At 39.3% G+C, this 15,266-nt stretch carries 11 protein-coding genes; 1 reads left to right on the forward strand and 10 read right to left on the reverse strand.

Annotated features, from left to right (window positions below; translation table 11 throughout):
• Window positions 1-257: 257 nt before the first annotated feature.
• The gene (locus VIH09_RS12315; RefSeq protein ID WP_331581417.1) at window positions 258-1,793 is read left to right on the forward strand and encodes a YifB family Mg chelatase-like AAA ATPase; all 1,536 of its coding nucleotides are present in this window, start codon (window positions 258-260) and stop codon (window positions 1,791-1,793) included.
• 95 nt (window positions 1,794-1,888) lie between these two features.
• On the opposite strand, the gene VIH09_RS12320 is transcribed toward VIH09_RS12315, so the two are convergent.
• The 10 genes from VIH09_RS12320 to VIH09_RS12360 all read right to left on the reverse strand — a co-directional run.
• The gene (locus tag VIH09_RS12320) at window positions 1,889-3,169 is read right to left on the reverse strand and encodes a DEAD/DEAH box helicase (protein ID WP_331581419.1); all 1,281 of its coding nucleotides are present in this window, start codon (window positions 3,167-3,169) and stop codon (window positions 1,889-1,891) included.
• A gap of 245 nt (window positions 3,170-3,414) precedes the next feature.
• Complete coding sequence (ypfJ, locus tag VIH09_RS12325) at window positions 3,415-4,275, reverse strand: KPN_02809 family neutral zinc metallopeptidase (RefSeq protein ID WP_331581421.1); 861 nt, start codon at window positions 4,273-4,275, stop codon at window positions 3,415-3,417.
• An 85-nt stretch (window positions 4,276-4,360) separates the two neighbouring features.
• Window positions 4,361-7,939, reverse strand: coding sequence for a PAS domain S-box protein (locus VIH09_RS12330; protein WP_331581423.1), 3,579 nt, complete (start codon window positions 7,937-7,939; stop codon window positions 4,361-4,363).
• A gap of 610 nt (window positions 7,940-8,549) precedes the next feature.
• A complete protein-coding gene (locus VIH09_RS12335; RefSeq protein ID WP_331581425.1) occupies window positions 8,550-9,320 on the reverse strand; it encodes a hypothetical protein in 771 nt (256 codons plus the stop codon).
• Between the two features lie 35 nt (window positions 9,321-9,355).
• A complete protein-coding gene (locus VIH09_RS12340; protein WP_331581427.1) occupies window positions 9,356-10,093 on the reverse strand; it encodes a nitroreductase family protein in 738 nt (245 codons plus the stop codon).
• Window positions 10,084-11,412, reverse strand: a complete 1,329-nt coding sequence (locus VIH09_RS12345; protein WP_331581429.1) for an aldehyde dehydrogenase — start codon at window positions 11,410-11,412, stop codon at window positions 10,084-10,086. Before VIH09_RS12345 ends, VIH09_RS12340 begins: the two co-directional genes overlap by 10 nt.
• Before the next feature lie 73 nt (window positions 11,413-11,485).
• The gene (locus VIH09_RS12350) at window positions 11,486-12,175 is read right to left on the reverse strand and encodes an RNA pseudouridine synthase (protein WP_331581431.1); all 690 of its coding nucleotides are present in this window, start codon (window positions 12,173-12,175) and stop codon (window positions 11,486-11,488) included.
• A 57-nt stretch (window positions 12,176-12,232) separates the two neighbouring features.
• Window positions 12,233-12,349, reverse strand: coding sequence for a glycosyltransferase (locus tag VIH09_RS13630; RefSeq protein WP_414656160.1), 117 nt, complete (start codon window positions 12,347-12,349; stop codon window positions 12,233-12,235).
• 167 nt (window positions 12,350-12,516) lie between these two features.
• On the reverse strand, window positions 12,517-13,335 hold the full coding sequence (gene panB / locus VIH09_RS12355) for a 3-methyl-2-oxobutanoate hydroxymethyltransferase (protein ID WP_331581433.1): 819 nt from the start codon (window positions 13,333-13,335) through the stop codon (window positions 12,517-12,519).
• Between the two features lie 484 nt (window positions 13,336-13,819).
• On the reverse strand, window positions 13,820-15,266 hold a 1,447-nt coding region (locus VIH09_RS12360; RefSeq protein WP_331581435.1), incomplete at its 5' end, for an NAD(P)/FAD-dependent oxidoreductase.

The following is a 15,266-nucleotide window of genomic DNA, read 5'->3' on the forward strand; positions in this document are numbered from 1 at the left end:
TCGTAGAAAGGGTTAAGTGAATTGTTGACAATAAAACGTTTTTAAACCCCAAAAACCAATAAATATCGGCAAATATAGGAAATTATATCGTAAAACCGAACCAAACGGCCGCCGCATGTAATTGGGACTTGGTCAAAAAAAGCTTGTTTAACCATCAGTCTCTTGTTTTGGTTACTGTGTATCATTCTTTTTTTAGGTTGAATTATTGTATAGTTTGGTATGTTAAAATTGCCTATTTTTAATAAAAATAACCGCTGATGTTAGTTAAAGTTTTTGGAAGTGCCGTCTTTGGTGTGGAAGCCACAACGATTACCGTTGAAGTCAACATCGATAAAGGAATTGGCTACCACTTAGTGGGTTTGCCCGATAATGCCATCAAAGAAAGCAGCTATAGGATTGCCGCAGCATTAAAGAATAATGGATACAGTATGCCCGGTAAAAAGATAACCATCAATATGGCACCCGCCGATTTGCGTAAAGAAGGCTCGGCCTACGACCTGACTTTAACAATTGGAATTCTGGTGGCCTCACAGCAAATAGAAGCCAAAGACCTTGAAAAATACATGATCATGGGAGAACTTTCTCTGGACGGTAGTTTGCAACCCATACGTGGAGCCTTGCCCATTGCAATTAAGGCCAAAGAGGAAGGGTTTAAAGGTTTTTTTCTTCCAAAACAAAATGTGAAAGAAGCTGCAATAGTGGCAGGATTGGATGTCTATGGTGTTGAAAATCTACAGGACGTGATTGATTTTCTGGAAGGAAAAGGAAATTTGGAGCCAACAACTATTGATACCAGAGCCGAATTTTATAAAGATCTGGATTTTCCCGAGTTCGATTTTTCTGATGTGAAAGGCCAGGAGTCAATAAAAAGATGCATGGAAATAGCCGCCGCCGGAGGACACAATATCATTCTCATCGGGCCTCCAGGAGCGGGAAAAACGATGCTTGCCAAACGATTGCCTAGCATTTTGCCCCCTATGACTTTGAGGGAAGCATTGGAAACCACTAAAATCCATAGCGTGGCCGGAAAGCTGAAAGAAGTTGGATTGATGAATCAGCGCCCTTTTAGGAGTCCACATCATACCATTTCGAATGTCGCTCTTGTTGGTGGTGGAAGTTACCCGCAGCCGGGGGAGATATCAATGGCACATAATGGCGTTTTGTTTCTGGACGAATTGCCGGAATTCAAGCGTGATGTTCTGGAAGTCATGCGTCAACCGTTGGAGGATAGGGAAGTGACCATTTCGAGGGCAAAGTTTACCGTGACCTACCCGTCGTCTTTTATGCTTGTCGCAAGTATGAATCCCAGTCCAAGCGGTTTTTTTAACGATCCGGATTCCCCGCAGACTTCGTCCCCGCATGAGATGCAACGCTATTTGAGCAAAATTTCGGGCCCCTTGTTGGATCGAATTGATATTCATATTGAGGTTACACCGGTTCCCTTCGAAAAACTATCCGATGACAGAAAAGCCGAATGCAGCGTTGACATAAGAAAAAGGGTTACTGCGGCACGCGAAGTACAGTCGACACGTTTTGAGCAGATGGAAAACATACACTACAATGCGCAAATGAACACCAAGCACATCAGGGAATATTGCGCTCTTGACGAGGTTTCTAAACAATTGTTGAAAACAGCGATGGAACGATTGAACCTTTCCGCCCGAGCTTATGACCGGATTTTGAAAGTAGCCAGAACTATCGCCGATCTGGAAGCCGCACCAACTGTTGTTTCCTCTCATATCGCAGAAGCCATCCAGTATAGAAGCTTGGATCGCGACGGTTGGTTGGGCTGAAGTTGCTTTCTCAGATGGGAATACGTATAAAATACAAAAATCCTTTACGGAAGGTAAAGGATTTTTGTATTTATAATTTCTGCTAGAATTTATTTCTAACGTCTGTCACTATTTTGACTAGGACGTCTAGGGCCAAAACTGTTATTGCTGCTTCTGGCTGTCGTTTCCGTTTTTGGTTTCCTTGGAGTCGAATTGCGCTGTTGTCTGCCTTGCCCTTGTTTGATAGGTTGGGTTGACGCTTTAGGATCCGGTTCAAAACCTGCAATATTTTCGATAGGCAATTTCAAGCCAACCAATTTTTCTATGTCACGTAAAAAAACGGTTTCGTCAGGACTAAACAAAGAAATGGCTTCTCCACTCGCTCCAGCACGTCCTGTTCTACCTATACGGTGTACGTAATCTTCGGGAATATTAGGCAATTCAAAGTTGACAACATGCGGTAACAATGGGATATCCAAACCACGTGCCGCAATATCTGTAGCCACTAAAGCGGTTAGGCTTCCGTTTTTAAAACCGGCCAAGGCCTTAGTTCTTGCACCTTGCCCTTTATTACCGTGAATAGCCGCTGCTTTAATTCCGGCGCTAATCATGCTTTCTGTAAGTTTATTGGCACCTTGTTTGGTACGTGTAAACACCAATATTTGTTGCCAGTTTCCTTCGGTAATAAGTTTAACGATCAATTCTGTTTTTTTCTCTTTTGCACAAGGATATACTTTTTGAATAATAGCATCCACCGTTGTGTTTTCCGGTGTTGCTTCAACCTGGACTGGTTTGTGCAGAATACCCATTGCCAATTTCTTAATGTCTTTTGAAAAGGTTGCCGAAAACATCAAGTTTTGCCTTTTTGAAGGCAATACTTTCAAAATGCGCTCAATATCTCGTAAAAAACCCATGTCGAGCATGCGATCCGCTTCATCCAAAACCAAAATTTCCACTTTTGAAAGTGAGATTAAACCTTGATTTTGCAAATCGATCAATCGCCCTGGAGTTGCTACCAAAATATCGATACCTTGACGCAATTGGGCAACTTGAGGTTTTTGGTTTACGCCTCCAAAAATTACCGTGCTGCGTAAATCCAAAAATTCACCGTATTCTTTTATATTAGCGAGTATTTGAGCCGCCAATTCCCTTGTTGGAGTTAATATTAAGGCGCGAATAGGTCTGTGGCTTAAGTGTTTCCCTTCCGATAGTATCTGTAGTATCGGTAGCGTGAAACCAGCTGTTTTTCCAGTTCCCGTTTGCGCGGATGCCAGTATATCTTTACCTTCTAAGATAGGTGGAATTGCTTTTTGTTGAATTGGAGAAGGTGTAGTATATCCTTTTTTGCTGACGGCTTTTAATAAAGCATCAGATAAGCCTAATGAGTTGAATGACATAAATTACGATTTTGAAGTGTTCCATTTGTTTGCTGGTTACTTCTTTATTTTGGCGCGAAGGTACTGCTAATTTTTCCTATCTGGTTTTGATACCTAAACTTTGTTTAAATATAAATACAAGATTTCGATTTAATCCGCAACGAAACAAAGAGAATGTCATTTATCGGGCACACGGAAAAGAGCTCTAATGGCGGTCTAAAGCCACGGTTTCGCGTTGGTTCAAAATCGGAAGAACTTGTCGCTTGTTATCTTATTTCATCAAAAGTGTTCCCTTGTTTGATGTCACCGGTTTTATATCCCTTCATAAACCAATATTTGCGTTGTTCCGATGTTCCGTGTGTAAATGATTCAGGAACGATACGCCCCTGCATTTTTGATTGAATTGCATCATCACCTACAGCATGTGCTGCACTCAAAGCTTCATCAATATCGCCATCCTCAAGGATATTATTCATTTGCTGGTTGTGGTGAGTCCAAACACCGGCATAAAAGTCAGCCTGCAATTCCAACGCGACTGATAATTTATTGGCTTCGGCTTTACTTCTGCCTTGTTGCATTTGTCTCATTTTGCCGGAAGTTCCCAATAAGGTTTGCACATGGTGCCCAATTTCATGAGCGATTACATAGGCAGTGGCAAAATCACCTCCTTGAGCACCAAACCTTGTTTTCAGTTCTTCAAAGAAAGCCAAATCCATATATACTTTTTGATCTTCGGGACAATAAAAGGGACCTGAATCGGACGTTGCATTACCACATTTAGTTTCTACGCCACCAATAAACAGTACAATATTTGGTTTTTTGTAGGACAAATTGTTTTCATTGAAAATTTTAGTCCACACATCTTCATTATCCGCAAGAATCGTTTTGACGAAGGCTTGCTCTTCGAGCTCTTTAGCCGTAAGGTCTCTCTGTTCTGTAGGCGCACTTTGCCCTTGATTCATTTGTTCTAAAACTGGCGTAAGCATTTGGGCATTCTCACCGCCAAATACATTTATCAATAGGATTATTATCCCTATTATTCCTCCTCCGACAATCGATTTTCCTCCACCCGACATTCCTCTTCTATCCTCGACATTATCACTTTGTCTTCTTCCTAACCATTTCATAACATCTATTTTTTTATTGGTATTTACCTTAGATCGTTCTCCAAATTTAATTAAATATTTTATGTAAGCATCTTAATTTAACAAATTAGATAACCCATTTGATAAGTGCTTCTTCGATAATTCCTTTTGCGATGGGTTTTGAGATATAATCGTTCATTCCAGTTCTAATACATTTTTCTTTTTCTTCTTTTTCGGCTCCTGCGGTTACCGCTATTATAGGAATGTTTTTGCCTAATTTGAGATTTCGAATCACTTTCGTAGCCTGATATCCGTTCATCAAAGGCATTTGAATGTCCATGAAAATTATGTGAGGATTCAAAGTTTCAAATTCTAAGGTTGCTTCAAGACCATTCGGGATTTCAAATATGTGTGCCTCCGGAATAATGTTTTTGATGATGGTTTTTAGTAATAACATATTGATTTTATTATCCTCGACCAGCATTATCTTTAAATTTTTAAATTTGGAATTTGTTTTCAGAATAATATCATTGCTGGCATAATCCGGGTTGCTTACCACTTTTAGCGGTTTTGTTGAGTCATTGCTGGTTTTTAAGTCCAAGTCAAAATAAAAGGAACTTCCAACGCCCAGTTCGCTGCTAAGATTTAAATGACTACCCATTAATGCCAATAATTTATTGGAAATCGTCAGACCAAGCCCTGTTCCACCGAATTTTTTGGTTGTGGAACCATCTTCTTGAGAGAAAGCTTTAAAAATTTTCTCCTTATTTTTTTCCATTATTCCGATACCCGAATCAATGACTGCAAAACGAATTGTGTCTGTGGACTTATTATTTTCTGCAACAAGAGAAACGTCTAATTTTACAAATCCATTGTCGGTAAATTTTACTGCATTTGCCAACAGATTTATTAAAATTTGTTTAAGACGAATAATATCTACCCAAAAATAGGCAGGTATATTTGTGGCAATGTTTAGCTCCAGACGTAATTTTTTTTGATTGGATTCATAGAAAATTAAATCCATGATTTGATCCATCAATTCCTTAACGTGATGTTTTTCAATATGCAAATCAAGTTTTCCGGCTTCAATTTTCGAAAAATCAAGAATGTCATTTACAATTCCTAACAATGAATTCGCAGATTGATTTACGGTAATCATATGTTTTTGTTGAATTTCCCCTAGTTCGGTTTTCATCAATAGATCAGTAAAACCAATAATGCCGTTAAGCGGTGTCCTGATTTCATGACTCATATTAGCTAAAAACTCCGACTTCGCTTTGTTGGCAGCCTCAGCATATTCACGCCCCTTTATTGCCTCTTCGGCCTCTTTCCTTTTGGTAATATCAAGCATTATACCTTCAATATAGATGATTTTACCGTTTTTTATAACCGCATCACCAAACTCTTCCACCCATACTATGTCTCCATTTTTATTTATGATCCTGTAGGTTAAATGAAAAGGCTCAAATTTGGACAGACTTTCTGTAGATTCCAGAATTGTTTTTGTGGCGTCTTCAGGATGTATTAAATCGGTATAAACGATTCGTTTTTCTAAAAATTCAGCTTTTTCATATCCGGTCAATTTTTCGATTTCGTCATTAAGGTACAATTTAGTATGGTCCTTGTCATTCTCCGATAAATAGACTGTCCCGGGAATATTATTGGCCAATAATCTGAATTTTTCCTCGCTTTCAAAGATGGCTGTCTCATTAGAAATACTGTCAATCGATGAGCCAATATTGCGCGCTAAAGTTTGCAGAATTTTCACTTCGTCATCTGACCAAATTCTTTCTTTGTCCGTATTGTCGAATCCAAGAAAACCGTGAAATTTGCCCTTTATAAAAACAGGGAAAAGGATCAGTGAAACCACGTCTACAGCCAGCAGTTTGTTTCTTAAGGAGGCATTCTCAATTTTGGAAACGGTGGCTTGATAGATCTTGTTATCTAAAAGAGGTGTTATAAGTTCCTCAAAATATGCGTAAGGTAAGTTTTGAAGTTTAGGATTATTGTCCGTTAAATTAGTGTTATTAAAGATCCAGCGGTATTTTTGGCTTATCGATTTGCTACTTGGATCATTTTCGTAATAGTAGGCCCGATTTGATTTTGTCGCATTTCCCATAATCACAAGTACTTCAGTGAAAATGGCATCGATATCCTTGCTGTTCAAGAATTTCTCGGTGCACAGAGCCATTGCAGACAGCAATTCACTTTTGTAAGCTAGCGTTTTTTCAGTTTGCAATCTCATTTTAAATTCGATAGCCATAGCAATTAAATCGGAGACGGATCGGGCAAAATTGATGTCCTCATGATTCCACATTTTGATCTTGTCTGCAGCTTCAATGCAAATGATCCCCTTGAGTTTACCATTTATAAATACTGGCGTATCCAAAAGGGATCGTATTTTGTTCGCGGGGCCATAAACGTTGCAAAGTTCTTTGGTGGCTTCAGCGGTATAGATGTCCGAAGCCACGATTTGGGTTTTTTCTTGGATATTTGAAAAATAGACTGGGTATTGCTCCTTGGTCAATACAAATCCCTTCTGAAATTGTCCCGTGTTGACTTCATACAAATTAACACACCTAATTTCCTCAGGAAAACACTCCCAATAGCTAGTCCTGGTGACATCTACCGTTTTGGTCGTGATTTCGAGTATGTTTTTTAAGATGCTTTCAAAATCTTCATTATTCGAATAGCTTTTTATAGTCAAGGCTCTTAAGGCTTCGTTATATTTGACTATTTTTCCTTGTCTCTCGGTTCTTTCGCTTTCGATATTTTTAACAAAAGTAATGTCTCGCGCAATAATGGAATATCCCTTAATTTTTCCTTGCTCATCCCTATTAATGGATACTTTTTGTGAGATCCATATCTCCTCACCATTTTTTTTGATAATTGGAAATTCCAGCAGCGGAAAACTATTCATCTCCCAAGTGGATTTTAAATAAAAATTCTGCACATTTTCCGCATAATCCAATCTGATTATGTCGTTAAAATTGATGTTAAGTAACTCTTGCATATTGTAACCGATCAACTTTTCAGAGTTTTTGTTTATAAATAGATATTGACCATATTTGTCCAATTCAAAAATAATGTCGGTCGCGGATTCAACAAGGTTTTCGTAGGATTTTTGGGTTTTAATTTCATTAGTGACATCTTGACCAATACCAATAATTAAATCATCCGAAAATCTTTTGTCATTCCATTTTATATCTTTGTATTCACCATTTTTACATTTCAATTTACGGGTAAATGTCCTTTCGGTAATGGGATTATTATGAAATTCTTCTCCAATGAATTCGGGGTCTTCCGTTAAATTCCAGAATCCCATCCCCATTACTTCATCCACGGTATAACCTAAAATGGATGTTATGGTTTCGCCACAAAACTGTACTTCACCTTTTCTGTTTGTGGCCATAACTAGTGAATTTCCGCTGTTGACAATCTCATTAGTAAAACGGAACTTATTTTCAATGTTCAACGCAGTAATATGGCGGATGTAATTAATTATAAAAATGAGAACGAAATAATTGGATAGAATTACAAGTGTTTTTATGGGTACAAGGTCCAATGCGAAAGCAAAAACAATTAGGCCAAATGTAAAAGCCATAAATAGCCAATACAGTTTTATCGGTTTCATGACGGTATATGAAAAGAAGAAAATCACGGTTACCGCAACAGTAGGAATAATATCGCCCGATAAATTGACCAAATTGTAACAAACATTAACAAAATATACTAAGTATGTGACTATAAATAGATGTCTGATATTTTTAAAAAACCATGAGGATTTTGTACTGAGAAAATAAATTGTCAATAAAAACAAACCTATTGATACATTATTGGCCAAAAGACTTTTAGGTCTTACATTGAATATTTCATACGAAAGCTCTGTTATTGGGGTTAGGATCCCAAAGAAAAGCAGATAAGTTTGGTATTCTTTATTCCTAAAATACTCGTTGTTTTTTGATCCTAAAACCTGATTGTCTAATTTGTTCTTTATTTTTGAAAGGCTTAAAAACAGCCATACCAATAAAATAAAAAGCAAGGGGGTCATAATCCACACGAGCTTATAATTAATTATATTTTGAACCGTATATAACTGATGATAGCTGGATTTAATCGCTAATAAATTAGTAAAGCTGCAGCTAATTTTATCAGCGATAATCGAAAGAAAAAATTGGTGGAATATTGGCATTTATTTTTGTCTTTTTCATTTTAATTTTGGGACAATTTAACGTTTATTTTACAATAAAACTGGAATCAGACAGTAAAATCCGACTCCAGTTTATATTAAATCACTTATTTTTTTTAAATATATATTAGGTGTTAAAATCGGCATCGTCAAAACCTACAATCTCGCTGTATATCGCATAATACATCGAATAAAAGAACGGAAGCGTGAAAAATATTCCTATGCAACAACCTATGAAACCTACCAAAGAAGCTATAGTTGTAACAATCATAAGACCAAGGAGAACCAAGGGCTGTTTTAAAACAATAGCAAAACTGGAAGTGATAGCGTCGACAGCTTTTAGATTGCCAAAAATAATAAGAGGGATGGTCAATATGGTAAAAAATGATATTGATAGGGTAATTAAGGAACCAACCAGTTGGATTCCAGAATAATCTAATGCGGCAGCGATTCCCGAACTAAACCCTGAAATTAGAAGTGTAGCAATAAACAGTTCTTTAAAATAGGGAGCTTTATAGTATTCAAAAATGTTAGAAATGTGGAACTCCTCATCTCTTTCCGCACAATAAGCCATTTTAATCAAACCGGCAGGGAATGGACTTATTAGACAGGAGAATAAAATTGCGCCTGCCATGTAAATTAACATGAAATTCTCAGACACCGTTTCCGTTTTTAAATTTTCAGGATTCAACATGGTCGTCAATGTGGCGATTCCAAAAAAGAAAATTATAGCTGAGGCAATAATCGCAAAAATGATAACGGAGAAAACCAAAATCATGGAACCTGCGTAAAGGGCTATTTTTTTGTAATTTTCGAATGCAAGATTGAAAACATTGGCGAAATCCAACTGGTATCCATGGGCTTTTATTTCTTCAATTCTGTTTTTTTGTGAATTCATTTTTTGTTGGTTATAATTAATTATTTGGTCACGGTTTAAAGTTTAAAATAAACTTTTTCAAATGGCACCCTAAAACGAGCGCCGTAAATTCCTCCTTCATCTCGAACTCCGCAAGCTATAATCATGTTGATTTCGGATGAAGTGGGGAGCTTTAATATCTTTTTTACACGCAAAGAGTCAAAACCTTCCATCGGGCAGGTGTCATAATTTATGGCTGCCATGCTGATCATGAAATTTTCGGCAGCGAGTGCGGCACTTTTTTGGGCCACGATGCGCATGTCACTTCGTCTCGCCTCCCTATAAATGGGCCTGAATATTCCAATAGCTTGGAAAGACACATATTTTAGCGCCCCAAGTATCCCTGCAAAATCAAAGTATAGAGTGGGGACTATTTTTTGATAATAATTCAGTGCGAATTTTTCACGTTTGGTATATTCAGCATCTGGCTTATCTCCATATTGGGACTTTAAAAAATCGATGTTTGACTGCACCCTTTTTTTCCACAAATCTTTTCTGGCCACTACGACCACCATTTGCTGGGCCGTTTTTGCGGCGCTTTGATTAAAGCAAGATTCACTGAGTTGAGCTAGCACTCCAGTTGAAGTGACATGGTAAAATTCCCATAGTTGCATGTTGCTGCTGGTAGGGGCAAGGGAAGCCAAATGGATGCATTCCTTAACCTTTGAATCGTCAAGCGGTTGGTTCTTAAAAACACGTACGGAGCGCCTGTAATGTATGGCTTCGCTCACCGATTTTTCAGGAGTTACATCCATTTCAGTAATTTTTTTATAGTTGTCAGTTTATCTTTATAGGGAGCATATCTCATTGTCAGATCAAGCCAATTTGCTTTTTTGACGATTCCTTTGCTATGCGAAAAAACGTCAAAACTCAAACGTCCATGATAAGCCCCAATTCCGCTATGGCCTACGCCGCCAAAAGGCAACCTTTTATTGGAGAAATGGACTAGCGTGTCATTGATGCATCCTCCGCCAAAAGAATAGGTCTCAATTATTTTTTTTGCGAATGAATTGTTTTTGGTGAAAACGTATAAGGATAGTGGTTTTTCATATTTGGAAATGATTACGTGTAGATCGGCTTCGCTATCATAAGTAAGTATCGGCAGTAAGGGTCCAAATATTTCGCCCTTCATGATAAGACTGTCAAGGTTAGACTCGTCAATCAAGGTTGGTGAAATATAGCAATTTTCGCTATCCGTTTGACCGCCAAAAATCACTTTTTCAGGTTCTATCATGCTCACTAATCGACTCCAGTTTCTACTGTTTACAATTCTTGCAAAATCGGTGGATTCTTCCGGTTTTGGGCCATAAGCCGCTGTTATCTCGTCCTTCAAATGGGTAACAAACTTGTTCTTCACATCTTTTTGTATCAAGATATAATCAGGCGCGATGCAGGTTTGTCCCGCATTCATAAATTTTCCCCAGACAATTCGTTTGGCCGCCAGTTTTAAATTGGCGGTTTCGTCGACAATGCATGGGTTTTTTCCACCAAGTTCAAGTGTTATCGGAGTCAGGTTTATAGCTGCCGCTTTCGCAACGATCTTTCCAACAGCCACACTTCCGGTAAAGAAAATATAGTCCCAGCGTTGTGAAAGTAAATTTTGCGACGTTTCCGCGCCACCTTCGATGACCTCCACGTGATTGACGTTGAAGGTGCTCGCTATAATTTTCGCAATTATTGCAGAGGTTTTTGGTGTTAATTCAGAGGGTTTGAGAACTACTTGATTTCCAGCTGCCACCGCCGAAACCAATGGGCAAAGAGCCAATTGATAGGGGTAGTTCCAGGGGGCAATTATTAATACCTTGCCGTAAGGTTCCTTGTAGAGGTAGTCAGTTGAAGGGAAATTAAGAATCGATGGGAAAACCTTTTTTGGTTTTGCCCATCTCTCTATATTCTTGATGGTATCTTTCAGTTCCGAAATGACATAACTGGTTTCTGTGAGAACCGCTTCAAAAGCAGGCTTTTTGAAATCATCGTATAATGCCTGAACGATCTCACTTTCGTGAATAATAACGTTGTTTAGAAGTTTTGTTAATGTTTCTTTCCGGTAATCAATATTTGTTTTATAATTCATTTTAAAATTAGCTCATTAATTCTTATGCAAGTTAATTTTTAAATTTTAATTATGATTTTTTCTTTAAATAAAATCACAATGCATTCCAAATAACTTCATTCGGTACCGGCGCAGTCACGGATATTGTTTCTTTGGAGACAGGATGAACGAACACTAATTTTCTGGCATGCAAGTGAATCCCCCCATCGGGGTTGCTTCTGTCGAAACCATACTTCAAATCGCCCTTTATGGGTGAACCAATGGCGGAAAGTTGTGCCCGAATTTGGTGGTGTCTTCCCGTATGCAAATTGATTTCCAGAGCAAAATAGTTGTTCAATTCCTTGAAAATGGTGTAGTCCAAACTCGCCAATTTACTGTCCGGAACTTCTTTGATATGTGCTTTTGAGGTATTGTTTTTTTCATTTCTTTTGATGAAATGGACCAATTTATCCTCAGATTTTGCGGGTTTGTTTTTTACTATGGCCCAATATGTTTTTTGGGTTTCCCTGTTCTTAAACAATTCATTTAGTCGCGTCAGTGCCTTGCTGGTTCTGGCAAAAACTACAATTCCGGTAGTGGGCCTGTCCAAACGGTGAACAACGCCAAGGAAAACTTCTCCCGGTTTGTTGTACTTGTCTTTGATGTATTCTTTTACGACCTCTGACAAAGGCTTGTCTCCAGTCTTGTCTCCTTGCACAATATCACCCACGCGTTTGTTCACAACAATGATATGGTTGTCCTCGTGCAATACTTGAAGGTTGGTCTTATTAGATATCTCTTTCATTACTTGATGCTGCTCTTTTATTTTGATACAAAAATAGAGGTTTTATAATTGCTTTCGTTAAAACCAACGGTTCCATGTCAGGGACAAAATATGAACTTGGCCGGGATGCGTTTCTCTTATTGAATTAAGAACGGCAAGGGTATTATCTGTTGAACCATCATTAACGAAGCAGATCGTCGCTTCACGGAATTATCAAGAAAAGTGCAATATTCTGTAAATGAAATACCTTTTTCTTCATTGTAATAGAGAATGACAATAATAGTACAAGGTATTTCTGGTATAACGTATTTAATTTGAGGTAAATATACAAGCTTGTTTGCTAATTTAACCTTAATGACCGATTAATACTGCTCTTTCTCATTAGGGAAATCGCTCGATTTCACATCGGCAACATACTGGCTTATAGCCGATGTCATTCCTTCATATAGGTTCATATATCTGCGTAAAAATCTTGGGCTAAATTCATTGTTCATTCCCAACATGTCGTGGATCACAAGAACCTGACCGTCAACCCCGCCACCGGCACCAATCCCGATCACTGGGATCGAAATACTTTTGGCCACTTTTTCAGCCAAATGCGCAGGTATTTTTTCCAAAACCAACGCGAAACAACCCAGTTTTTCCAACAATTTTGCATCTTCCATCAATTTATCTGCCTCTTCGTCTTCTTTGGCACGTACGGTATAGGTTCCGAATTTATAGATGGATTGCGGGGTAAGACCCAAATGCCCCATTACGGGAATTCCGGCATTTAATATTTTTTTTATTGATTCCTTGATTTCTTTTCCGCCTTCAAGTTTTACAGCATGTCCGCCACTTTCCTTCATAATTCTGATGGCTGAACGCAATGCTTCTTTAGGGTCCGACTGATAACTTCCAAAAGGTAAATCCACCACAACCAATGCTCTTTCTATCGCGCGAACAACAGAGGAGGCATGATAGATCATTTGGTCTAAAGTAATGGGCAAAGTAGTCTCATGTCCCGCCATCACGTTTGAAGCTGAGTCTCCTACAAGGATAACGTCAATACCGGCTGTATCGACAATTTTCGCCATGGTAAAATCATAAGCTGTAAGCATGGAGATTTTTTCTCCATTGTTTTTCATTTCAATTAATGACTTTGTAGTAACTCTTTTGTAGTCTTTTTTTACTGCTGACATGGGATTGCTATTTTTGGCACAACTATAGGTGTCGGATTATACGCCGTAAAAGTAGTGAAACAAATTCTTTAGAAACAAAAAAATGGATCCGAATAAATCGAATCCATTTTATGTGGTGTGCGAAGTTGTCAATCAGGGCTATAAAAGCGCAAATTTCGCTCCATAAACAAATGGGGGATGCATAAGAGCTTGCCCATTTGATGATGGGGACAGCGATGTATTTTGATAAAAAATTTGAAGTTATTCCCTTACAATTTAATCGCTTGAAAATAATTTAGGAATATAATTTTTAACGCCCGGTCTTTTGCCATAACTGACAAAGTTTTCGTTCTAGAGTTTTAATAGTCCAGTTCAGCTTTATGTTTTTTGGAAAATCCTGACGTGGAACCACCCACAAGATACTCTTCGAGCGCAAACTTTTCTTTTGGTGGGTTCTATTCAGGGCATGGTATATGCCCAGCCATATGGTGGGGACACTTCCTTGCTATTTGCCTTTTTTGTTCAGACAGCGTCCTCTAGGTTCATCACCCTCATGGAGCACAATTTCGGAATGTAGGAACTCTGCGGCAGCGGCCGAATCTTTCACTTTTGAAGCACTCCGTTTTAACATTTCTGATTCAAACTCGGTTAACACACTTTTTCTGATTCCAACTTCCCGCCATTGAGACAACGGTCTGCATCCTCTTGAGATTCCCCGTGCCAATGCTAGCGCATCCAATAGCGCTTGATTTGCACCCTGTCCTTTGAATGGACTCATGGGGTGAGCCGCATCACCGATCAGAGTAACTTGCCCTGCTTTCGCCAAAAATTCTGACTCGAGTAATTCCCGATCATACACGGGATAGCCTGAAATTTGGGCTTCCTGGGTCGCCGCTAAAATGGAAGGAATGGGGTCATGCCACTGCGTTCTGCGACAGGCTTCCTCCTTGAGTACTTTAGTTCCTTGCGCACTTAATGCCTTGGCCTCTTTTTCTGGCATTGGAAAACTAAGTTGCCACATCACCGAATCTGAAGCATAAGGCATGATGTAAATCCGTTCGTTTCCATTGGCGGTTTGGAATACAGTCGCCGAGTCCAGCAAAGAACTATTCAGATCTTCGATAGCCTCCAAAGGACAAATTCCCAATATCACAATACACCCAAGGTAACGTAAAGGGGAACTATCGTCGCCAATCAGCAACCTACGGACTGCACTGCGAATACCGTCGGCTCCAACCATGAGATCCGCCTTGGCGGGCCGAATCTCGCCGTCCACTTCAAAGCTCAGATCAACTCCTTCAGCCTCGGTTTCGCTAAAACCAACTAACTGGTGTCCCCACCGTACCGCATCATGTCCACCGAGTTGTTCCAGCAGCGCCAAGCGCAAGGATTGGCGAGCGATATGCACATTTGTGCGTTTGGAAGCGTTTTTTGCATCTGGCTGCATCCTGTTTCTGATGCCCCATTCACCGATCACTTTTCCTTCTGTAGTATGAACCAGATGGCTTGTTGAAACCACGCCTTTTTCTAACGAGAAAAGACCTAATCCCTCGATTGCTTTACTGGCTTGCTGTAATGTCAGTCCATAGCCCTGCGATCGAGAATCAAAGTTGTTATCGCGCTCATAAAGGGTAAAAGGGACTCCGCGGTGCAAACAAGCCACAGCTAGAGCCACTCCTCCAATACCACCGCCGATGATGGCAACGTGTGGATAGTTTTCTTTATCGGCCACAGGCGGACTGGCGGAAGGAACTAAGCCTGAGCCATTGCAGTTTGTGCAGCTGTGAAGGTGCCCTTTGGGAGGAACTGGAGCTGTGCCTTTGCCTTTCGATTTTTCAAATTGATCTAATTCCGTCTCGTAACGCAGTCGCGATTTTTTTTTGAGCCCTCGACTTTTTTTGCCGCGTCCTTGACATTCGGTACAAATAGTCCAGCTTGCCTTTTCATTTTCC

Origin of the sequence: Flavobacterium sp., from assembly GCF_036515215.1 — a bacterium.
Taxonomy (GTDB): domain Bacteria; phylum Bacteroidota; class Bacteroidia; order Flavobacteriales; family Flavobacteriaceae; genus Flavobacterium.